The organism is Arthrobacter sp. NicSoilB8 (genome assembly GCF_019977355.1).
Lineage (GTDB): Bacteria > Actinomycetota > Actinomycetes > Actinomycetales > Micrococcaceae > Arthrobacter.
Map to the genome: position 1 here is coordinate 4,201,133 of NZ_AP024655.1, position 20,483 is coordinate 4,221,615.

A 20,483-nucleotide genomic window follows, 5' to 3' on the forward strand; every position below is an offset into this window, starting at 1 on the left:
TCATAAATTGTCGGTGGCTCGCGAGATGATCGAGGCATGGATAACACGGCGGCGTGGGGTGCGGAAAGCAGGGAGGCCCTGGCGGCTGTCGCCGCGTCTGCTGCGGCGCTTGCCGCCGGAGTTGCTGCCGGTGCCGGAGGGGCTGATCCAACCGGCGACGATCCTCGGCGGGGCTCTGATCCGTTGCGGGATCTGGCGGATGGGTGTCTGGACGGGTTGGCCGGGGTGGCGCGGCTGGAGGCCCGGACCGCGGCGTTGAAGGTGCGGCTGGCCGCGGACTATCTGCAGGCGGCCACGGCCCTGGCGGCCCCGGCGGTGTCCCCGCGGGAGCACGCCGTGCAGGAAATGGCGCTGGTCGCCGAGGTCGCGGGTGTCCTGACCGTGAGCGAACGCGCCGCCGGGGCCCTGCTCGCCGAGGCCCACGCCCTGACCACGGCGCTGCCGCTGACCCTGGCCGCGCTGGGCGCCGGGACGATCTCCTGGGCCCACGCCCGGGTCATTATCGACGAAACCCAGAACCTGGACCGGGCCGGGGCGGCCGGGCTGGAGGCGCACTTCCTGGACCCCGGCGCCCCGGACCCGGCCCGGGGCTGCCCGGCCGGGGAGCTCACGGCGTCCCGGTTCCGGGCCAAGGCCCGCACCTGGCGCGAACGCCACCACCGGGACAGCCTCGAGGCCCGCCACGCCCGAAGCGCCGCGGACCGGCGGGTCGAGTACGTCCCGGACCGGGACGGCATGGCCTGGCTCTCGGCCTACCTCCCGGCCGACACCGCCGCCGGGATCTGGGACCGGGCCACCACGGCCGCCCGCGCCCTCCAGGGCCCGGACGAGGCCCGCACCCTGGCCCAGCTCCGCGCCGACATCACCGCCACCTGGCTCCTCACCACCACCGGCACCACCACCGGCACCACCGGCGACGGCTTGGCCGGGGCGGGCGTCAATACCGGCGGGTGTGTGGGTGGGGGTGTGCCGTCGCCGCGGGCGCAGGTCCTGGTCACCGTCCCGGTGCTGTCGCTGCTGGGCGTCACCGGGGAACCGGCCGTCTTGGACGGGTACGGGCCGATCCCGCCGTCGATGGCCCGCCGGCTCGTCGCCGGCGGCGCCGGGTCCTTCTACCGGGTCCTGGTTGACCCGCGGGACGGGGCCCCGCTGGAAATCGGCCGGAGCAGCTACCGGGTCACCAAGGCCCAGCGGCACTGGCTCCGGCTCCGCGACAGCCACTGCACGTTCCCGGGCTGTAACAACCATTCCCTGGACAACGACGCGGACCATCTGCTGGCCTGGGCCGACGGCGGCACCACCGGCATCGCCAACCTGGGCCAGCCCTGCCCCAAACACCACCGCCTCAAACACTCCTCGGCCTGGCAACCCGTCGGGGCCAGCAAAACCAGCCCGCCGGGCTGGATCTCCCCCTCGGGACGGCACTACCCCGCCGAACACCAGGACTGGGAACCACCCCACTGGCCACACCACACCCCGATGCCTCAGTCACTCCTTGATCAGGACCCGCCCCCGGATACAGGCCCGGACGCTCCACTTCCCACGGACCCCTTCCCTGACTGGCACCACTTCACTACCTCGCACGCAATGCCCGCGACTGACACCTCGGGTTGGGCGGCACCCCTCGACATCCTCATCCCCGAAAGTCCCGCGCTCCTTTCCGTGTGATCGGCAAGTCCTTTAGCTAGTACTCGATCCGCTCCGACCGGCCCGTGCGCAGGGAGCGGGTGGCGGCCTCCGCGATGGCCTGGGCCTTGAGCCCGTCATCGAGCGAAGGCGTCAAGTCCGTTCCGCCCTCCACCGCGGCAACGAAGTGCGCCAGGGCAGCGGCATAAGTGGGCTGAACACGTTCGAACCAGCCGGGGTGCAGCCCGTCGTCAACCACCTGGCCGGCGCTGTACCGCGACACGGCTCCGGTGCGGCGGCGTCCGGCTTCGACCAGGCCGGCGGACCCCATGACCTCGATCCGCTCGTCGTAGCCGTAGGCCGTGCGCCGGGCACTGTCGATCTGGACCAGCGCACCCGTGGGCAGCCGGAGGGTGACAGCGGAGGTGTCAACGTCGCCGTACTCGGCCAGGCGGGGATCGGTCAGGGCTGATCCGGCGGCGAAAACTTCTACCGGGTCCAGCCCGGTGAGCCAGCGGGCGAGGTCGAAGAAATGCACGGTCTGGTCCCGCATCTGGCCGCCCGATGTGGCGATGTAGGACAGCGGCGGGAGGGCCGGGCCCCGGGTGGTGAGCTGTAGGAGTTCGACATCCCCGATCCCGCCGGCGTCGATGATCCGCTTGAGTTCGGCATAGTCGCGGTCGAAGCGGCGGTTGAAATCGACCATCACCGGAACACCGCGCCCGGCCGCGTGAGCGGCCGCCTCCCGGGCCCGGTCAAGGTCCAGATCAATCGGCTTCTCGCACAGCACGGCCAGGCCGGCGTCGGCGGCGCGGACCAGGTGCCCGGCGTGCGTGTCGGTGGAGGAAGCGATGAACACGGCGTCGATGTGCTCCGGATCGAACACCTCGTCCAGGTCCGCAGCGGGGAGGGCTCCGTGCGTGTCGGCCAAGGCCCGGGCTCGGTTTTCGTCGATGTCATAGATGCGGGAAAATTCGACGCCGGGATGGGCGGCGAGGTTGACGGCGTGGACGGAGCCGATGAAACCGGCCCCCAGCAGGGCGAAACGCAGCATGTCAGTCTCCTCTCTCAAGAACGGCAGATGTCGGCGACTGGGGTGCACTCACAACAATTCCTCACTAATGGCAAAGCCCATTGAATAACTACTTGGACAAGTACTTGGACCGGTCCATGATGAATGATGTCGGGAACCCTCGTCAACCCCTTATGCTTGGACGGCATCCAGAGGAGGAGCGCCATGAACCACCCGCCGGTCCCCGGCCAACCGCCCCGCCGGCCCACGATCCGCGACGTCGCCGAGCGCGCCGGAGTGTCCAAATCCCTCGTGTCCCTGGTGCTGGGCGGATCGTCCAACGTGGGCGCCGGCCGCCGGCAGGCCGTCCTGGACGCGATGGCCGAGCTCGGCTACAGGCCCAACCAGCTTGCCCGGGGGCTTTCGAGCCCGCACAGCGGCGCTGTCGGCGTGCTGCTCAACGACCTCCGGAATCCCTGGTTCGTCGAGCTCCTCGAGGGCCTGAGCGCGACGCTGCACGCGGCCGGGGTCTCCCCTGTCCTCGTCGACTCGTACACCGACCACCGGGTGGGTCGCCGCTCCGTGGAGACCCTGCTCGAGCAACGCATCGACGGCATTGTGGTGGTCGGCACCACGCCGGAAGAAGCCGCCCTGGAGGCCGCCATCACGACTGTGCCGGTGGTCCTCGCCGGCACCCGGGAGCCCGCGCTGCCGGGAGCGGACATCGTGGTCGACGACGACGAATCCGGCGCCCGCCAGGCGGCCGAGCACCTCATTGCCCTCGGCCACCGTCGCATCGCCCATCTCCAGGGACCCGGCGAGATCGGCCGGCTGAGGCGGGCAGGTTACGAGGAAGCGATGCGGAACGCGGGGCTTGATCCCTGGGTGGTTGCCGGCGGCATGAGTGAGGAAAGCGGCTACGACGCTGCCCGCCGCCTGCTCTCGGGGCTGCAGCGGCCCACCGCGATTTTCGCGTTCAACGACCTCGCCTGCATCGGCGCGCTCTCGGCCGCCGCCGACCAGGGCCTCACGGTGCCGGGCAACCTCTCGCTGGTCGGGTACGACAACACTTATCTTGCGCGCATTCGCCACCTGTCCCTGACCTCGGTGGACAACGGCAACTTCGCCGTGGGCCTGCAAGCGGGCAAGTTCATCTTGGAGCGGCGGGAAAACCCGGACCTTCCGCAGCGCCTGCACCTCGTTCCGACGCAGCTGGTGGTGCGCGGATCCACCGGGCATGCCCCGGACAGCGCCTAGCCGAACGCTGCCTGGCCCGCCCTCAGCCCGCCCCGTTCCAGAGACGCCGCCACCAGGGCTGTTTCGGTTCCGGCTCGGGCGGAACGACGGCGGCCGCGGCAGCCCGGCGCCCCCGCCAGCGGTCCAGTTCGACGTCGACGTCCCGCGTTTTGGTGATCACCGGCGGTCCGCCCTGGAGCTGCCGCCGGGCATCGATGACGCGGGCGTTGAAGTCCTCCACGATCTCGCGCACCTGCTTTTCACTGAACTGGGCATCGAGCCGGGCATCGAGTCCGGCGTCCTCGGTGCGGAGCAGGATCGCTTTCGGGCCAAGGCCCGAGATGTTCTCCCGCTGGATCAGGCCCTTGACCCACCAGTCGGGGTCATACGCCTCCCCGAGCCCAGGGATGGGCTTGCCGGCGTATTTGAGGTTGTCGAACTTGCCCTGCGCCATAGCGTCACGGATCAGGTATTCGGCTTTGGCCGCGTCGTCGATCTTGGCGCGCTTCTGCCGGAGCTCCTCCTCGGCGGCGTTGAGCGCATCGTTCTCCTGCGCGGTGCTGCCCGAGGCACGCACGCTGCGGAGTTCCGCGGCGCGCTCCACGCGGCGCCGGAACGCACTGCCGGAACCACTTACTCCGCTGCTCATCAGCCACCACCGTCCTCGCCTGCCGGAATCGCGGATCTGCCTTTCCAGTATGGGGAACGGCCGGGGTGCGGCGAAAGGGTGGCCGCCGATCGTCCCCTGCCGGGTCGTTCCGGGCTGCCCGCCGGGTCACCGCCGAGTCGCCCGCCGGGTCACCGCCGAGTCGCCTGCCGAGACTCCCGCCGAGACGGGAACCTAACACGCCCGTAACCCGGTGTTAACCCGCCCGTGCGAGGCTGGGGACTTCGGATAAAACTAAGCACCCTTCACTTCCATCTGCTCGACAGATCCCAAGGAGTTGCCGCCGTGAACAGCCAACAGCACAGTGCATCCGGAAGCCCCCAGCCTGCCGGCCGCGAGGAAGCACCGCAGGATCGCAGCAGCACGCACGTGACGCATGTCCGCGAAGACGTGGCCATGGCGGGCCGGTGCGCCAACGTCCATTTGCCCACCGGGCGCACCTGCACGTTGCCCGCGCGCCATCCGGGCTCGTGCAACTTCGTCGGGCCTGAAGATGCGGAAGACGTCGCCGTGCACTGAGGCACCTCCGTCGCCCCGCCGAGTTCGCACTTCGCGGCAGTGTTTTTCACGAACATTGCCGCGAAATGCCCACTCGCGCGGGCGGGGCGCGGGACGCGGGGCGCGGGACGCAGGGCGCGGGACGCAGGGCGCGGGGCGCGGGACGGCGCTGAGCCGAGGCGCCTGCCGGCTCAGCCGCGGATGCCGAGATAGATGCCCGTGTGGTCCAGATCGCCGCGGCCCGCGGAGACCATCGCCTGGAACGCCGTCAGGAGGCTGCCGGCCACGGGCAACGTCAGGCCGGCCTGAGTTGCCACCTCCGCGATGAATCCGAGGTCCTTGAGCTGGTTCTTGGCTGATCCGCCGCCTTCGAAGTCGGCGTCGATCCACCGCTGTCCTTTTTGCCGAAGCACTTCCGAGTTCGCCAGCCCGCCGGCAAGGACTGACTGGACCCGTTCGAGGTCCAGCCCGGAGGCTTCGGCGAGCGCCATGGCCTCGGCCAGGGCGGTGACGGTGGCGGCGACGACGATCTGGTTGCAGGCCTTGACCGTCGATCCCGCACCGGTGTCGCCGAACCGGGCGACCGTGGCGCTGTACAGCCGGAAGAGCGGTTCGAGTTGCTCCACCACCTCGCGGGGCCCGCCCACCATGGTGCTCAACCGGCCTTCTTCGGCCCCGATCGTGCCGCCGCTGAGGGGTGCGTCGATGACGGTCACGCCGTGGGCGCACCGGCACTCGGCGGCGAACTCCGCGACAGCCACGGGCGACACCGTCCCGTGGACCACGAGGACGGGATGCTCTGTGCCGGCGGCCTTCCACCCTGCGAGCAGCCCGTCTTCACCATGAAGAAGGGCTACAACCTGGGGCAGGTCCGGCAGCACAGTCAGCACCACGTCGCTGGCCGCGCCGGCCGGGGATGCGGCCACCCGTCCCCCGGCGATCCCCGCCGCCTTGTGCGACGTGCGGTTCCACAGGGTCAGGGGCACACCCCCGGCAATGATGTTGCGAGCGATCGGTGCACCCATGGGCCCGGTTCCCAGCAGGGCCACCGACGCGGGCAGCCCGGAGGACGAAACGTCCATTGTTCACTGTCTCCTGGATTAGAAGGGGATGAGCCCGGCGAGCGCGGGGAGGAAGGTACTGAACCAGGGAACCGCGGCCAGCACGAGGAGCCCGATGAACAGGGCCGCCAGATAGGGCCAGAAGTGCTTGAGGCTGTTTTCCACCGTTTCGCGGGCGGTGGCGCAGGCAACATAGAACCCGACGCCGGCCGGCGGCGCGAACGAGCCGATGCCCATGGAAATGATGAGCACCATGGCATACTGCACCGGGTTGACGCCGAAGTCGGTGGCGATCGGCAGCAGCAGCGGGGCGAAGATGAGCACTGCGGGGAGGCCTTCGAGCAGCTGGCCCATGATGATGAGCAGGATGACAGTGAACAGCATGAACAGGACCGGTGAGTCCCCGAGTCCGGACATCAGGTCGTGGATCTGCTGCGAGACGCCGGCGAGGGCGAGGGTCTGGGCCAGGGGCGAGGCTGCGGCGATGATGAAGAGCACCATGCCCGCCGTCGTCGTCGTTTCCCGCAGGGTGTCACCGAGGAGCTTCTTGCTGCCGCGCCGGTAGGCGGTGGCCAGGACGAACGCGTAGGCGACGGCGACCGAGGAGACCTCTGTCGGTGTCGCGAAGCCGCTGAGGATGCCTACCACCATGCCGACCGGCAGGAGGAGGGTGGGCAGGGCGAAGAACGTCGCCGAACCACGTGCGCGCCAGGTGGCCTTGGGGCTGGCGACGCCGCCCTGCTTGCGGGCCCGCAGGAAGACGAGGGCCATGACAACCAGCGCGAGGAACGCCGCGGGAACGAAGCCGGCCAGGAACAGTGTGGTGGTCGAGATGGTGGTGATGGATCCGAGGATGAGCAGCACGATGCTGGGCGGGATGGTTTCGCCCATGATGGCCGAGGCCGACAGGACGGCGACCACCTCGCCGCGCGGGTATTTGCGCTCTTCCAGCATGCCGCGCATGGTGGTGCCGACGGCCGCGACGTCGGCGACTTTGGAGCCGGAGATGCCGGAGAAGATGTACATGGTGACCACTACGACCTGCAGCAGGCCGCCGCGCAGGTGGCCGATGAGGGCGTCGACGAGCTTGGCCAGCGGCAAGGTAAGGCCGGCCGAGTTCATGACCGTGCCGGCGAGGATGAAGAACGGGATGGCCAGCAGCACGAACCCCTTGGCGCCTGAGGCCATGCCGATCGGGATAGCGCTGACGTCGGAAATGCCGCCGAGGTAGAGGTAGATCCCGGACGCGAGGGCCAGGACAAAGGCGATCGGGAGGCCCAGGAAGAGCAGCAGGAACAGGACCGCGAGCACCACGCCGAGGAGGACGTTCGGTGACGCGTAGTAGAACAGGGGCGGGGCCAGCAGGACGACGGCGACCATCGCCGCGGCGATGCCGGCGGCGGCCACGACGGCACGTCGTTCCTGGCGCCAGAGCTTGATGAGGGCAAACCACGCGATGAGCACCATGCCGGCCGAGAACGGCAGCGAGACCCAGAAAACTGGCAGCTGCAGGATGGGCGTTTTCTCCTCGATCTGCTGGGCGAGGGTCGGCACGAAGAGGGCGAAGGCCCCCGCGCTCATGACAAAGACGAGCCAGTCGACCAGGGCGGCCAGATAGGGCTTCCACGCTGCCGGCAGGCGCATGATCAGCGCCTGGACCGACATGTGGGCGCCCTTGGGATAGGCAATGGCCCCGCCGATGAAGGCAATGGTCAGAAGGGCGATTTCCGAGACCTCTTGGGTCCAGAGGACGGAGTCGCCGGTGAGGACGCGGACAGTGATGTTCAGGAGGATGACGAGGAGCTCTGCGAGGATCGCCGCGCCCACGGCCCATTCCAGGGCCTTGTCGAGCCAGACGGCGCCGCTCCAGCCGGGCGCGACGTGACCGTGGTGCAGGATCTCTTCGGCGTCAGAGGGAATGACCTCCTCGAGTTCCTCGGGGGCGAGGGTGCGTTTCATGTTCTTCCAGACTGTCGACATTGAGAGCGGGATTTGGGGGGAGGGCCGGGACGCCGGCGGCGCCCCGGCCCCGTGGGGTTACTTGGCGGCCGTGAAGGCGATCGCCTGGTCGAAGAACTCCTTGCCGATGAGCTCGGAGAACTGCGGGTAGAGGCTCTTGGAGGTGGCCTTGAATTCTTCAAGGCCCGAGGCGCTGAGCTCGTTGACCTTCATGCCCTTGGCGGTGAGTTCGTCGAGCTGCTTCTTGGACTGTTCGGCGTCGTAGCCGGTCTTGAATGTGGCCGTTTCGGCCGAGGCGTCGGCGAGGGATTTCTTCTGGTCCTCGGTGAGGGTGCCCCACTTCTTGGACGACAGGGCAAGGACCCAGGCGTCGTTGATGTGGTTGGTCAGCGACACATACTTCTGCACCTCGGAGAACTTGTTGGTCCACGGCACCTCGATCGGGTTTTCCTGTCCGTTGATCGTTCCCGTCTGCAGGCCCGTGAAGACCTCGGAGAAGGCCATGGTGGTGGGGCTTGCGCCCAACTTGCCGAAGAAGTCGGTCCAGAGCGGGTTGCCGGGTACCCGGATTTTCAGGCCCTTCAGGTCAGCGGGCTGTTCGATGGGGCGCACCGAGTTGGTGATCTCGCGGCCGGTGCGGGTGAGGAAGGACAGCGCGACGGTGTCTTTGGCTGCGAGCTTGTCCTTGAGCAGCTGGCCCGGCTTTCCTGCCAGGAACGCCGCTTCCTCGGTGGTGTCCTTGAAGAGGTAGGGGATGCTGATGCCGTTCATTTCAGGGACCACGGAGGCGTACACGGAAGTCGAGAGGATGAGGGCATCGAGCGAGCCGCCCTGCAGGCGGGTGACGGCGGCGTTCTGGTCCCCGCTGAAGCTCGTTCCGTTCGGAACCACCGTGACGACGACCGATCCGTTGGAGGTCTTCTTGACCTGGTCGGCGAAGTGCTGGGCGGAAACGCCGACCGACGAGGTGAGCGGATCCGGGATGGAGAGCTGGATCTTGGCTACCGGAGCCCCGGCCCCGCCGGGCGCCCCTGAGGCGCAGCCGGCGAGAAGGGAAGCGGCCAGGGTGCAGGCCAGCACTCCGGTAAGGGCGCGGGTCTTGGATTTCATGTGATGCCTTTCTGCGTTGGAAGGAGTCTGTTCCGGAGGCGTGAACGGATGAAGCTCATTGCCGCGCCCGGTTTCGTGCGAGGAGCGTCAGGCGCTGAGGACGGCTTCCGCGACGAGCGCTTCGGTTTCGCGGCGCAGTTCCAGGGCCTGGGACAGGGAGTCGTCCATGATCACGTCGTCCCAGCGGACAATTTCGCCCTTGGCTACGCCGTTGCGCAGTTCCACGTGGTGGGCGAGTGCAACCGGGAGGGCGCCGGTTGCGACGGAGTGCCTGGCAGAAACGAGCTTGCCCCAGACGGTGTACCCGCCTTCGCCGTCGAGGAATTCCCCGGCCTTGAGGTCCTTCTTCGCCGTCGCGACGACATCGCCGAAGAACCCGACGGGCGAGCCCGTGGAGATCCCCCGAAGGGCGGCATTGGCGATGGAGACGTTCAGCTCCAGTCCCACGTAGTGGTACGGGCGGTACAAGGCGGCGTACTGGCCGGTGGGGTCCGGGTGCCATGGGTACTCGTTGAAGCAGCCGGAAACGTAGTCGTTCGTGGCCTTGACGACGACGAAGACGCCTTCCTGGGTGTTATGGGGGATCCAGGTGCCGTCGCGGTTGACGCTGGACATGACGTCGACGCTGCCTTCGTGGGCGAGGGCTCCCCCGACGTCGGCGGGGCGGCAGATCGTGGCGATCTCCTCGACGTCGCCCGGGGTGAAGGTCAGCCCGGTGTCCGAAGGGACCAGGCCGGCGCCGTTGGCGACGGCGGCCATTTCGATGGCGGCCTTGGTGCCGTCACGGAACGAGGTGTGCATGTTCGGGTTCAGCTGCCCGGAGTCGGTGAGTTCCTTGGAGAACTCCCAGTTCTCCCAGACGTTGTCCGGGTTCATTTCGTGATAGTGCTCAAGGTACTTTGCACCCTTGCCTGCGCAGACAACGTCGAAGCCGCTGGTGCGTGCCCAGTCGACGAGTTCCATGATGAGGGCCGGCTGGTCGCCGTAGGCCATGGAGTAGACAACACCGGCGGCCTCTGCGCGCTTGGCCAGGGCGGGCCCGGCCAGGGCATCGGCTTCGACGGTGACCATGATGATGTGCTTCTTCGTGTCAATGGCCCGCAGCGCGTGCTTCACCCCGACGATCGGGTTGCCTGTTGCTTCAACGATGACGTCAATGTCGACATCGAAGAGCTCGTCCGCGTTGGCCACGATCGTCGTGGAGCGGTTCTTCAGGGCGGTAGCGATGTCCGGGGCGATCTGATCTTTGGGCCATCCGACGAGTTCGAAGGCGCCTTCTGCGCGCTTGACGTTGATGTCCGCGATGGCGACGACGTGGATGCCGGGAATGTTGTTGGCCTGCGCGAGGTACATGGTGCCGTAACGGCCGGCGCCGATCAGGCCAACCCGGATGGGACGGCTTTCCTGTTCACGGTCGCTGAGGAGTTTGTGAAGATTCACTGGAGTCTCTCTGGTAGGGGTGCGAAGCGAAGAGAGGCCCGTCCGCGGCAGCGGATGGCACAACTTCTTTGTCGCGATGAGGCTTGAAATTTACCCGAAGTGGAACCGGTTCCACTTTTGTACCACCCGGTGCTAAGCTGTGTCAACGGCTCCAACCAGAACGCCTTCCGCCAGCTCACGGCGGTTCCAACGGAGACGCTGCGTACGACTACTGCCTAGTGATTTCCCTCAAGGAGGAGCGGTGAAGAAGGCCCCAACCATTCGCGATGTCGCGGCGGCTGCGGGAGTCTCGGTCTCTGTGGTGTCGCGGGTCCTGAACCCGGACTCCGGGCCCGTTGCGCCGGCAAAACGGCAGGAAGTCGTCAGGGTGATCGACGAGCTGGGCTACCGTCCCCGGGCGGCGGCCCGCGAGCTCAGCGCGGGTCATGCCCTCACAATCGGCCTGGTTGTCACCGATCTTTCCAACCCGTTCTTCGCGCGCCTGGCCGACCGCATCGTCTGGGAGGCCCGCAGCCACGGCGTGCAGGTTGTTTTGATGACCACCCAGGAGGATCCACATCTGGAGGCGGAGTCGCTGGACACGCTGCTGGACCGGTCCGTCAGCGGCGTCATTGCCACGCCGACCGGCGGGAACATCGAGAAATGGGCGCGCCTGCAGGACCTCGGCGTGAATGTGGTGTTCGTTGACCGGACCATCGAGGAACTCGGCGACGTCGACGTCGTCAGCATCGAAAACTTTGACTCCGCACGGCGCTCCACCGAGTATCTGATCGGCCTTGGCCACACCCGGATCGCCCTGGTCACGGGCCCCCGGAGCACGTCAACGGGCCGGGCCAGGATCAGCGGCTATACCGCGGCGCACGAGAGCGCATCCCTGCCGGTTGACCCACTGCTCATCCGCGACGTTCCCTTCCGCGGGGACAGCGGCGGCGATGCCGTGGGCTCCCTGCTGGCCATGCCGCAGCCGCCGACGGCACTCATCGTGGCCAACACGGCCCAGGTTCAGAGTTCGGTGCGGCGGCTTGTCCAGGGAGGGGTCCGCATTCCGGAGGACCTCTCCGTGATCGTCTTCGATGACAATCCGTGGACAGAACTGATGTCCCCGCCGCTGAGCGTGATCCGCCAGCCGCTGGACATGCTCGCCGTCCATGCACTCGAACTTGTGCTCGGTCGGATGCAGGGCAAGCTCCCCGAAGGCCCGCGGCTTATCGAGGTAAAGGCCGATTTCCTGCCGCGCAGCAGCTGTGCCCCGCTGGCCCCCATCGCCACCCGCTAACACCCGCAAACACCGCTAACACCGCTAACACCCGCTAACACGCAAAGGAAGAAACATGCCCGTCGTCGTCACCGCAACGTTCACGCCCAAAGAGGGATCCTTCGGCCAGGTGGTCGCCGCCCTGTCCCCGGCCATCGCAGAGGTCCATGAGGAACCCGGCTGCCTCCTCTATGCCATTCATGAATCCCCCAATGGCCAGATCCTCATGATCGAGAAGTGGGAATCGGCCGAATTGCTGGACGCCCACGGCGCCGGCGGCCCGGTGCGGCGGCTCAACGCCTCCCTGGACGGTCTGCTGGAGCGGCCGGTCGACGTGATGCGGCACGAGCCGATCCCCGCCGGGACCCCGGAGCAGGGCACGCTCTAGGTACCACCACCGCCGCTTTCCGCGCCGAGTGGGCATTTCGCGGCAGTGTTTTTCAGGAACATTGCCGCGAAGTGCCCACTCGCGTCGGCGCGCACGGCAACGCGGAGCCCCGCCTCAGTCCTCGTCGAGGCAGAGGATGAAGCCGGCAAACACGTGCCGGCCGGGGCGTCCGCCGGCCTCGTCGATGGCCCGGCGGATCTCGCGGAGCTGGTCCACCGTCATCTGAAGCGGCGGTTCGTCCGGCTGGTGAGTGGTGTAGATCGGATAGTCGACGCCGGGTTCCCGCGACATTTCGATGTGGCAGCCCAGGACGTGGGTGACGGGCCGCGTGCCACAGAACGCGATCAGCCGGTCGATGGTGCGGACAAATGCGGGCCAGTCATGGATGTACAGCCGGCCGGGATAGACAGTGTCCCCGGTGAGCAGGAATCCCGTGTACGGATCGTAGAACGTGACGGCCGCCCGGTGGTGCCCCGGGCTGGGCCAGCACTCCAGGACGCGGCCGCCGAGATCCACGTGCACCGGCGGAACGGCCGGGTCGTCAAAGTCGCCACGGTCGCCCACCTCGCCAGGGTCGCCAGGCCCGTCAGGGCCGCCGGTGAATCCAAAGAACTCCCACGCGCTGTCCCGGTCTGCGTCCACCAGGACGGTATCCGGGCGCCCGGCGAACTGGGCATCCCCGGCAACATGGTCGCCGTGCGGATGCGTGTGGAGGACAAGCAGGCCGTAGCCGTCCCGCGGATGGGCGGCAAGCCACGAGTCCAGCAGCCCGTCGACAACCCGGCGCAGGGGAAAGAAGTCCGGGGACCGCGTCGCGCCCGTATCGATCAGCACGGCCCGGGCGTTGCCGAACAGCAGGAACATGAACGGTGCCTCATAGTTGACCGCCATGTTCTGCCGCAGGATGAACGTGTGCTCGTCGTAGGCGTGGACCTGGATGTCCGGGTCCGTGTTGTGCTTCGCGGACTCCGATCCGTGGATCCAGGCCACCTCCAGGTCGCCGGGCCGCGGAACGGCTGCCGTGAAGTCGGTGAAGCCGATCTCAGCGTGCATCTGGCCTCCTCACAGCTCCGGCAGCACGAGTTCGCGGACCTGTTTCCGCAGGATCTTCCCGAGCATCGACCGGGGCATGTCGCCGATCGCCACGATCCGTTTGGGGACCTTGTAGCCGGCCAGGTGCTCGCGGCAGTAGGTGCGCAGCGCCTCCTCGTCGAGGTCGGCACCCGGGGCGAGTTCGACGGCGGCGACCACCATCTCACCGCCGCGCTCCAGCGGCTTGCCAATCACGGCGGCGTCGGCGACGTCCGGGTGCAGCCGCAGCGCTGCCTCCACCTCCGTGGGCGAGACGTTGAAGCCCCCGGTGATGATGAGCTCCTTGGCCCGGTCCACGATTTTGGTGAAGCCGTCCGCGTCCACGGTGACGACGTCGCCGGTGCGCAGCCAGCCGTCCGCCGTGAGCGCCTTCGCGGTTTCGTCGGGGTTGTTCCAGTAGCCCTGGAAGACCTGCGGTCCCTTGATCAGCAGCTCCCCCGGCTGGCCCGGCGGCACCTCGACGTCCGGGTTGTCGATGTCCACGACCTTCATGAGCGTGGACGGGAAGGGCACGCCGATGGTGCCGGTGCGCCGGGTCGGGAAGAACGGGTTGCCCAGGGCCACCGGCGAGGACTCCGTCATCCCGTAGCCTTCCACGAGCAGGCCGCCGGACACGGATTCCCAGAGCTCCACCACGTGGTCTGGCAGGTTCATGGCGCCGGAAATGCAGTACTTGCAGGACCGCAGCGAGACGCCTTTCTCCTTCGCGGCCATGGCGGTGCGCTCATAGATCGGCGGGACGGCGCAGTAGACGGTGGCTGGCGACTTCTTCATGGCCGCCAGGATCAGGTCCGGGTCAAACTTCGGGAAGAGCACCAGCAGGCCCTGCTTGCGGATGCCGTAGGTGAGGTAGAGCGTCATGCCGAACGCGTGGAACATCGGCAGGATCGCGTAGAAGACTTCTTTGCGGTACTCCGCGCCGTGCATCCATGCCTCGCCTTGCAGCGCGTTGGAGTACAGGTTGAAATGTGTCAGCATGGCGCCCTTGGGCCGGCCGGTGGTGCCCGAGGTGTACTGGATCGCGGCGAGGTTGCTCACGGCCGGGCGCGGGTGCGCGGGGTCGATCCGGCCGTGGCTGAGCAGCTCCTTCCACGGCGTGGTGCCAGGCGCGGGCGCGGTCAGCGAGCCCCGGGTTTCGCGCAGCTTCTTCACCGGCAGGTGCAGCGCGAGGCGCTTGACGGCGGGGAATGCCTCCAGCAGGTTGACGGAGACGACGTGGTCAATTTCGACGTCGTCCGGGAACTCCCGCACGGCCGCCGCGGCTTTGTCCCATGCGATCACGATCCGCGCCTGGTGGTCCTCGAACTGGTGGCGCAGTTCCCGGGAGGTGTACAGCGGGTTGTGTTCGACGACGACGGCGCCCAGGCGCAGCACCGCGTAGAACGCGACGACGTGCTGCGGGCAGTTGGGCAGGATCAGGGCAACCCGGTCGCCGGCGCGGACGCCGAGCCGGCGCAGGCCCTCGGCGGCCCGGTCCACCTGTTCGCCGAGGTCGGCATAGCTGGTGCGGCGGCCGAAGAACTCCAGTGCCGGTGCGCTCCCGGCCTCGGCCACGGACCGTTCGAGCATGTCAACGAGCGACTCCGTGGGCAGGTCGATCTCCGCCGGGACGCCGGGCTGGTAGTTCTTCACCCAGGGCTGCTGGTCTGTTTTCGCCATGGCCCCATCATTTCCTGAAAGTCGGGGCCGGGGCGAATGCGGGCGCCGGGCCGCCGCCGTTGCTCACACCGGGACGCTGTGCGCGGCCTCCGGGTCCGGTACGGCTGCCTTCAATGTCCGGGTCAGTGCGACGGCCGCCAGAGCCAGGGCGGCGAGCGCGGCGCAGGCCGCGAAGACGCCCTGGTATCCGAGCGCCGTCATCGATCCGAGCGCGATGACCGGGCAGGACACGATCGCGCCCACGCGCCGGGTGTTCATGTAGAGGCCCGAGGCCAGCCCGGGGCGGGGAATGATCTGCTGAAACAGGGTCAGGCCCACTCCGGCCACAATCGCAAAGAACCACGCGTTGAGGACCTGGAGGGCGATGAGGCCGACGGGGTCAGCCACGAAGGCCATTGCGGCGTAGTAGGCAATCCCGGCAAGGCAGCCTGACGTGATGAGCGCGTAACTGGAGAAGCGGGCGCTCAGGCGCCCGATCACGAGCAGCGCCGGGATCTCGAGGGCGGCGGACACGCCCAGCGCGATGCCGGCCCAGAGGACGTCGAGGCCCAGCCGGCCGGTCACGAAGAGGCCCATGACGGACACCGCTGCACTGTTGGTGGCCTGCAGGGCGACAAACGCGACGACGACGGCGACGACGCCTGCCCTGGACAGCGGCGGCCCGTCATCGTCCTGGCCGGCCGGGCTCTGCGGCCCGCTGAGGGGCTGCGGTTTCCGGCGGATCATGGCGGCCGTGGTGGCAATGTTGAGCACGGCCACGGCGGCGATGGCCAGCAGGATGGCGCGGTTGACCAGTGTTCCCATGATGAGCGTTGCCAGCGGCGGCCCGGCCACCCAGGCGACCGAGACGACGGCACGGGTTTTCATGACGTCCGCCCGCGGCGCGCCCGAATGCTTGAGGTGCGCGAAAAGCAGCGACACACCGACTCCCGCCGGGCCGCCCAGGGCGATCAGGCCGACGACGGCGACCGGCAGCGAGGTGGTGCCGGCCAGCACGCCGGCGAGCGCGAGGGTCAGGGCGGCGCAGACCAGCAGGGGCCGCAGGTAGTTGTGCACGCGGTCGGCGTAGGCCGGAACCAGCAGGGCGGCGACGAAGCCGCCCGCGTTGTAGACGGCCAGGACCCACCCCACGTCTGCGGGGGTGGCGTCATAGAGCGCGACCAGCAGGAGCGCCAGCGCGGGGTTGAGGAAGGCAAACTGCAAACCCCAGAGCAGCGCGGCCGACGATACCAGCAGGCGCGGCCGCGGGGAGGCCGGCAGGGTTTCCCCGGGAAAACCCGTGTTCTGCTGACGCATGCGCATGTCCTGGTCTCCTGTCGAATCGCGGCACCGGGGACGGTGCCCGGATGCTCGCAGTCGTTAGGCTGCAGCGCGGGCTGCAGCACGGGCTGCAGCGCGGGCGGCGGCACGGCGGCCGCGCCCACGTCCCCAAGGCTAAGCGCGGCCGTTCCGGTCCGGGAGTCACTGCCAGTACCCCTTTCGGCCGTACCGCCGACCCACCGCTCCTGGGCGGCAGCCTCAGCGCGCGTGCTGCGTTCCGGTCCGCGACTCCCCGGCCTGCCGGCCGCCGTAGTCGTTGCCGATCTGCCGCGCGGCGTCCTGCAGGAGCGGAACGACCGTTTTCTCGATGGCTTCCGCGGGAGCCCGGTGCGTCTGCAGGGAGACGTTGATGGCCGCGACGACGTCGTTGCCGCGCCACACGGGCACGGCCACGCCGCGCAGGCCCTCCTCAAGTTCCTGTGACACCATCGACCAGCCCTTGTCCCGGGCCGAGTCGATTTCCGCCCGGAGCTGGTCGACGCTTCCGATGGAACGCTCGGTGAAGCGCTGCAGATGGACGGAGTCAAAGTACGCCCGCAGTTCCGGTTCTGATAGCGCCGCCAGGAGGACGCGCCCCATCGACGTCGCCCAGGCCGGGAATCGTGTGCCCACGCTGATGGAGACGCTGAGGAGCCGCGGCGACGGCACGCAGGCCACATAGACCACGTCGGTGCCGTCAAGGATGCACAGGGAGGTTGTTTCGTTGAGCCGCGCGGCCAGCGACTTCAGGTGCGGCTCCGCCACCTTGGGGAGCGTCAGGTTCGCCAGGAACGACTGACCGATGTCCAGCGAGCGTGGCGTCAGCTCGAAGTGGGGGCCGTCGGCGCGGAGGTAGCCCAGATCCGTCAGGGTCAGCAGGAACCGCCGCGCGGAGGCCCGGGTCATGTCCGCTTTGGTGGCGACCTGGGAAACGGTCAGCCGCGGAGACTCCGGGGTAAAGGCGAGCAGGACGTCAAAGGCCTTCTCCACCGACTTCACAAAATACGCCGGCTGCTCCTCCATGGACTCCCTGTCTCTCACTGAACCTGCACGTGGACCCGGCAGATACCGAACGGCTGCAGGCTTGTTTTCGATCATATAAGGCCCGGGACAACGACGGCGGCGCTTGCGTCCCGGCGTCGGGCTGTATGTCAGCTCTTCGTCTGGATGGCGGCGAGCGTGTGCTGCAGCAGCGCATCCGTCTGCGGCGCCAGGTCCAGCAGTGGAATCATGGCGGCCGCCTGGGCCCGCAGGTGATCCCACCCGTCGGCGCAGCACAGTCCCTGTTCCCTCGCGGCAACTATGGTGCCGGTCACGTGTCCGGCGTAGACGAAGTCGTAGACGAAAGCGTCCCCGGCCAGCCGGGCCCCGCCCCAGACCGGCGCGTCGTCGCTCTTTTTGCCGACCGGCGTCGCGTTGACGATCAGTGATGCCCGGGACGCCTGTTCCTGGGCGGCCGCCCACGGGGCCGTCTCCGCGTCCATGCCCAGGCTCGCGCCGAGCGCGAGCAGCTGCCGCGCGGCTTCAGGATCCCGGTCGGCGATGGTGACTTTGCCAGTCAGCCCCTTGAGCGCCACGAGGGCTGCCCGGGCCGCGCCGCCGGCCCCCAGCATGACCGCATGCCGCTGGTACCGGCCGCCGAGCAGGCCGGCGACGGCGGCAACGTCGGTGTTGTGCGCGGCCAGCTTCAGCCCGTCACGGATGAGCAAGTTTGAGGCGCCGCTGAGCCGGACCGCTTCGGTCGCAACGTCGGCGGCCCGGGCGGCCCACTGCTTGTGGGGCATCGTGACGTTGGCGGCGACGACGTCGGATTCCAGCAGCCGGGCGCGGATCCCGGACATGGGGACATCGCGGGGCACGTCCCAGGCTTCGTAGCTCCAGCAGCTGCCGAGTTGTTCGAGGACGGGATTCCACAGTTCGGGCGACATGGCCTGCGAGGCTTCCGAGCCGATGAGGAACAGCCGGGAGGCCGGTGTCTGGTTGTCCATGGTGCCGCCTTTCAGAGTGGGGAAGCCGCAAGGCGAAGCAAGAAGTCGTTGTGAGGCACTTCACGCTGCGGTATGCTATTCCATAATCGCATACCGCACAGCTGCGCGGTATGCGCACACATCCAAAATGTTTCCCCTCTCCAAACCACCGTCTTTCAGTGCGGAAGGACCAGCACCATGACCAAACTCGCAACCAGCCCCACGGCCGTCGAGGAAGAGCGCAAGCTCAAGCGGGCCAAGAAGGCCGCCCTGGCCGCATTCCTGGGCGGCGCCCTCGAGTACTACGACTTCTTCATCTACGCCACCGCGGCGTCGCTGATCTTCTCGAAGATCTTCTTCCCGTCCGGTGACCCCACGGCTGCCCTGCTGGCATCCTTCGCGACCTTCGGCGTCGCGTACGTGGCGCGGCCCTTCGGTGCGGTGCTCTTCGGCCACCTCGGCGACAAGATTGGCCGCAAGTCCACGCTGGTGCTGACCCTGGTCATGATGGGAGGGGCTACGTTCCTCATCGGCCTGTTGCCCGACTTCAGCACCGCCGGATACTGGGCACCGGCCCTGCTGGTGCTGCTGCGCCTCATGCAGGGCCTGTCCGCCGGCGCCGAAACCGCCGGGGCATCCGCGCTGACCATGGAAGAGGCCCCCACCGGCCGCCGGGGATTCTTTGCGAGCTTCGCGATGAGCGGCATCTCCTTCGGCATCGTGCTGGCCTCGCTGGCATTCCTGCCGGTTGCCGCCATGAGCGAAGCCGACCGCCTCGCCTGGGGCTGGCGCATCCCGTTCTGGTCCTCCATCCTGGTCCTGCTCGTCGCGTATCTCGTCCGCCGCACGTTGGAAGAGCCAGAGGTCTTCGAGGAAAAGCACGACCACGGCGAACTCGTGAAGCTGCCCTTCGCCAAGATGTTCCAGACCCACCCCGCGCAGTTCTTCCAGGTCGCCCTGATGTCCTTCCAGGTTGTTACCAACACGTTCATGCAGTCGTTCGGACTGGCGTACGCCGTCTCTGTCGGAGTCAATGCGGCCACCATGCTCTGGGTCAGCATCCTCGGCAACGTGATCGCCATAGTCAGCCAGCCGCTCTTCGCCCGCCTCTCGGACAAGTTCGGCCGCCGCCCGGTCTTCATCACCGGCGTCTCGGGCTCGGGTTTGATGATCTTCGTGTACTTCTCCGTGATTTCCACCGGGAACATCCCGATGATCTTCGTGGCCAGCACGCTGATCACCGCAGGAACCTATGCAGCGTCCAACTCCGTCTACCCCGCCTGGTTCTCCGAGCTGTTCAACGTCAAGGTCCGTTATTCCGGCATGGCGATCGGCCTGCAGATCGGCATCCTCTGCGCCGGCTTCACCCCGCTGCTCGGCACCGCGCTGGTCGGCCCGGACAAGGCCAACTGGGGCCCGGCGGCCTGGATCGTCGCAGCATCCTCGCTCCTGGCCGTCGCCGGCGCCGCCTGGGCCCGCGAAACCAGCAAGACCCCGCTGCGCGAACTCGGCAACCCCGTTCGGTAAGTGTCATCGTCAACGAGCCGGGCAGGATAGCCGCCGCTAGAATCCGGCGCGTACATCCTGCGGGGGAAGACGACTAGAACAGAAGAGGACGACGGCGGGAAGCTCCCGCCGTCGTCCTCTTCTCGTGTCGCTGCGTTTTCTCTTTCAGCTGCGTTTTCCCATTTTGCTGCGTTCAGCTGACGCTTTGTCCCGCCGCAGGGTGGCCGCGCGCCTCGTCCGCCGCCAGCGCCGCGGCAAACGCCGTGACGTCGGCCGCCTGGGCACTATTGTCGAATTCAAGGTGCCGGGCACCGATCCACTGGCAGGAGTTGGCCTGGGCGCCGGACCAGAACGTTTCCCAGTTCGCCAGCTTCCATTCGTCCCGCGGGTAGCCGCGGGCGATCAGGCGCTCCCTGAGTGCCTCGCCGGCCAGTTTCACGTGCACCACCACGAGTTCGGCGTCGGGCCATTCGTGGCGGACACGGACCTTCTCGAGGTAGTCGTCACCCGGAAAGAATTTCCCGAACGGCGCGTCCAGGACCACGGAGTTCCCGGCCGTCAGGTTGTCTCGGGTGAGGTCCAGGTCCAGGAGAGCATCCGCGAGCAGGGCGTGAACGTGCACGTGGCGCCGCTGGCCGGCAGATAGCGCGCTGCGACGCCGGCAGCGCAAGCCCACGCGCTTTGGTTCGTGGACCTAAAAGAGGCCGC

Annotated in this window: 18 protein-coding genes; 6 read left to right on the top strand and 12 right to left on the bottom strand. The window is 68.0% G+C overall.

Annotated features, from left to right (window positions below):
* Nucleotides 1–36: 36 nt before the first annotated feature.
* Nucleotides 37–1,668 (top strand): HNH endonuclease signature motif containing protein, encoded by a 1,632-nt coding sequence (locus LDO15_RS18965; protein ID WP_223981177.1) that lies wholly within the window; start codon nt 37–39, stop codon nt 1,666–1,668.
* Between the two features lie 16 nt (nt 1,669–1,684).
* On the opposite strand, the gene LDO15_RS18970 is transcribed toward LDO15_RS18965, so the two are convergent.
* Nucleotides 1,685–2,680, bottom strand: coding sequence for a Gfo/Idh/MocA family oxidoreductase (locus tag LDO15_RS18970; protein ID WP_223981179.1), 996 nt, complete (start codon nt 2,678–2,680; stop codon nt 1,685–1,687).
* 183 nt (nt 2,681–2,863) lie between these two features.
* Here LDO15_RS18970 and LDO15_RS18975 point away from each other — a divergent pair, with 183 nt between their 5' ends.
* On the top strand, nt 2,864–3,895 hold the full coding sequence (locus tag LDO15_RS18975) for a LacI family DNA-binding transcriptional regulator (RefSeq protein WP_223981181.1): 1,032 nt from the start codon (nt 2,864–2,866) through the stop codon (nt 3,893–3,895).
* Between the two features lie 22 nt (nt 3,896–3,917).
* Here the strand turns inward: LDO15_RS18975 and LDO15_RS18980 are convergent, their stop codons facing one another.
* Nucleotides 3,918–4,523: a DUF1992 domain-containing protein gene (locus LDO15_RS18980; protein ID WP_223981183.1), complete on the bottom strand. Its 606-nt coding sequence runs from the start codon at nt 4,521–4,523 to the stop codon at nt 3,918–3,920.
* A gap of 303 nt (nt 4,524–4,826) precedes the next feature.
* On the opposite strand from LDO15_RS18980, the gene LDO15_RS18985 reads away from it, so the two are divergent.
* Nucleotides 4,827–5,060 carry a hypothetical protein gene (locus tag LDO15_RS18985; RefSeq protein ID WP_223981185.1) on the top strand — a complete coding sequence of 78 codons (234 nt, stop codon included), beginning with the start codon at nt 4,827–4,829 and terminating at the stop codon, nt 5,058–5,060.
* Nucleotides 5,061–5,230: 170 nt separating this feature from the next.
* Here LDO15_RS18985 and LDO15_RS18990 read toward each other — a convergent pair whose 3' ends face one another.
* The 4 genes from LDO15_RS18990 to LDO15_RS19005 form a co-directional block, all read right to left on the bottom strand.
* Nucleotides 5,231–6,121: an NAD(P)-dependent oxidoreductase gene (locus LDO15_RS18990; RefSeq protein WP_223981187.1), complete on the bottom strand. Its 891-nt coding sequence runs from the start codon at nt 6,119–6,121 to the stop codon at nt 5,231–5,233.
* Nucleotides 6,122–6,139: 18 nt separating this feature from the next.
* On the bottom strand, nt 6,140–8,059 hold the full coding sequence (locus LDO15_RS18995) for a TRAP transporter large permease subunit (RefSeq protein ID WP_223981189.1): 1,920 nt from the start codon (nt 8,057–8,059) through the stop codon (nt 6,140–6,142).
* A gap of 78 nt (nt 8,060–8,137) precedes the next feature.
* Nucleotides 8,138–9,169: a DctP family TRAP transporter solute-binding subunit gene (locus LDO15_RS19000; RefSeq protein ID WP_223981192.1), complete on the bottom strand. Its 1,032-nt coding sequence runs from the start codon at nt 9,167–9,169 to the stop codon at nt 8,138–8,140.
* A gap of 87 nt (nt 9,170–9,256) precedes the next feature.
* Nucleotides 9,257–10,609 carry a Gfo/Idh/MocA family oxidoreductase gene (locus tag LDO15_RS19005; RefSeq protein WP_223981195.1) on the bottom strand — a complete coding sequence of 451 codons (1,353 nt, stop codon included), beginning with the start codon at nt 10,607–10,609 and terminating at the stop codon, nt 9,257–9,259.
* 241 nt (nt 10,610–10,850) lie between these two features.
* Between LDO15_RS19005 and LDO15_RS19010 the strand changes: the two genes are divergently transcribed.
* Both LDO15_RS19010 and LDO15_RS19015 read left to right on the top strand, forming a co-directional pair.
* On the top strand, nt 10,851–11,885 hold the full coding sequence (locus LDO15_RS19010) for a LacI family DNA-binding transcriptional regulator (protein WP_223981199.1): 1,035 nt from the start codon (nt 10,851–10,853) through the stop codon (nt 11,883–11,885).
* Between the two features lie 55 nt (nt 11,886–11,940).
* Nucleotides 11,941–12,252 (top strand): putative quinol monooxygenase, encoded by a 312-nt coding sequence (locus tag LDO15_RS19015; protein WP_223981201.1) that lies wholly within the window; start codon nt 11,941–11,943, stop codon nt 12,250–12,252.
* Nucleotides 12,253–12,366: 114 nt separating this feature from the next.
* On the opposite strand, the gene LDO15_RS19020 is transcribed toward LDO15_RS19015, so the two are convergent.
* The 5 genes from LDO15_RS19020 to LDO15_RS19040 all read right to left on the bottom strand — a co-directional run bounded on the left by LDO15_RS19020 (nt 12,367) and on the right by LDO15_RS19040 (nt 18,290).
* The gene (locus LDO15_RS19020; protein WP_223981203.1) at nt 12,367–13,305 is read right to left on the bottom strand and encodes an MBL fold metallo-hydrolase; all 939 of its coding nucleotides are present in this window, start codon (nt 13,303–13,305) and stop codon (nt 12,367–12,369) included.
* Nucleotides 13,306–13,314: 9 nt separating this feature from the next.
* Complete coding sequence (locus LDO15_RS19025; protein ID WP_223981205.1) at nt 13,315–15,003, bottom strand: long-chain-fatty-acid--CoA ligase; 1,689 nt, start codon at nt 15,001–15,003, stop codon at nt 13,315–13,317.
* Nucleotides 15,004–15,066: 63 nt separating this feature from the next.
* The gene (locus LDO15_RS19030; RefSeq protein ID WP_223981207.1) at nt 15,067–16,299 is read right to left on the bottom strand and encodes an MFS transporter; all 1,233 of its coding nucleotides are present in this window, start codon (nt 16,297–16,299) and stop codon (nt 15,067–15,069) included.
* A 222-nt stretch (nt 16,300–16,521) separates the two neighbouring features.
* Complete coding sequence (locus LDO15_RS19035; protein WP_223981209.1) at nt 16,522–17,325, bottom strand: IclR family transcriptional regulator C-terminal domain-containing protein; 804 nt, start codon at nt 17,323–17,325, stop codon at nt 16,522–16,524.
* Between the two features lie 128 nt (nt 17,326–17,453).
* The gene (locus LDO15_RS19040; RefSeq protein ID WP_223981211.1) at nt 17,454–18,290 is read right to left on the bottom strand and encodes a shikimate dehydrogenase; all 837 of its coding nucleotides are present in this window, start codon (nt 18,288–18,290) and stop codon (nt 17,454–17,456) included.
* Nucleotides 18,291–18,467: 177 nt separating this feature from the next.
* On the opposite strand from LDO15_RS19040, the gene LDO15_RS19045 reads away from it, so the two are divergent.
* Complete coding sequence (locus LDO15_RS19045; RefSeq protein ID WP_223981213.1) at nt 18,468–19,796, top strand: MFS transporter; 1,329 nt, start codon at nt 18,468–18,470, stop codon at nt 19,794–19,796.
* Between the two features lie 172 nt (nt 19,797–19,968).
* Here LDO15_RS19045 and LDO15_RS19050 read toward each other — a convergent pair whose 3' ends face one another.
* On the bottom strand, nt 19,969–20,397 hold the full coding sequence (locus LDO15_RS19050; protein WP_223981215.1) for a hypothetical protein: 429 nt from the start codon (nt 20,395–20,397) through the stop codon (nt 19,969–19,971).
* Between the last annotated feature and the right edge of the window lie 86 nt (nt 20,398–20,483).

Excerpts from the sequence above, each read along its gene's own strand:
- LDO15_RS18965 (WP_223981177.1), top strand. The coding sequence starts at position 37 with ATGGATAACACGGCGGCGTGGGGTGCGGAAAGCAGGGAGGCCCTGGCG.
- LDO15_RS18970 (WP_223981179.1), bottom strand. The coding sequence starts at position 2,680 with ATGCTGCGTTTCGCCCTGCTGGGGGCCGGTTTCATCGGCTCCGTCCAC.
- LDO15_RS18975 (WP_223981181.1), top strand. The coding sequence starts at position 2,864 with ATGAACCACCCGCCGGTCCCCGGCCAACCGCCCCGCCGGCCCACGATC.
- LDO15_RS18980 (WP_223981183.1), bottom strand. The coding sequence starts at position 4,523 with ATGAGCAGCGGAGTAAGTGGTTCCGGCAGTGCGTTCCGGCGCCGCGTG.
- LDO15_RS18990 (WP_223981187.1), bottom strand. The coding sequence starts at position 6,121 with ATGGACGTTTCGTCCTCCGGGCTGCCCGCGTCGGTGGCCCTGCTGGGA.
- LDO15_RS18995 (WP_223981189.1), bottom strand. The coding sequence starts at position 8,059 with ATGAAACGCACCCTCGCCCCCGAGGAACTCGAGGAGGTCATTCCCTCT.
- LDO15_RS19000 (WP_223981192.1), bottom strand. The coding sequence starts at position 9,169 with ATGAAATCCAAGACCCGCGCCCTTACCGGAGTGCTGGCCTGCACCCTG.
- LDO15_RS19015 (WP_223981201.1), top strand. The coding sequence starts at position 11,941 with ATGCCCGTCGTCGTCACCGCAACGTTCACGCCCAAAGAGGGATCCTTC.
- LDO15_RS19020 (WP_223981203.1), bottom strand. The coding sequence starts at position 13,305 with ATGCACGCTGAGATCGGCTTCACCGACTTCACGGCAGCCGTTCCGCGG.
- LDO15_RS19025 (WP_223981205.1), bottom strand. The coding sequence starts at position 15,003 with ATGGCGAAAACAGACCAGCAGCCCTGGGTGAAGAACTACCAGCCCGGC.
- LDO15_RS19030 (WP_223981207.1), bottom strand. The coding sequence starts at position 16,299 with ATGCGTCAGCAGAACACGGGTTTTCCCGGGGAAACCCTGCCGGCCTCC.
- LDO15_RS19035 (WP_223981209.1), bottom strand. The coding sequence starts at position 17,325 with ATGGAGGAGCAGCCGGCGTATTTTGTGAAGTCGGTGGAGAAGGCCTTT.
- LDO15_RS19040 (WP_223981211.1), bottom strand. The coding sequence starts at position 18,290 with ATGGACAACCAGACACCGGCCTCCCGGCTGTTCCTCATCGGCTCGGAA.
- LDO15_RS19045 (WP_223981213.1), top strand. The coding sequence starts at position 18,468 with ATGACCAAACTCGCAACCAGCCCCACGGCCGTCGAGGAAGAGCGCAAG.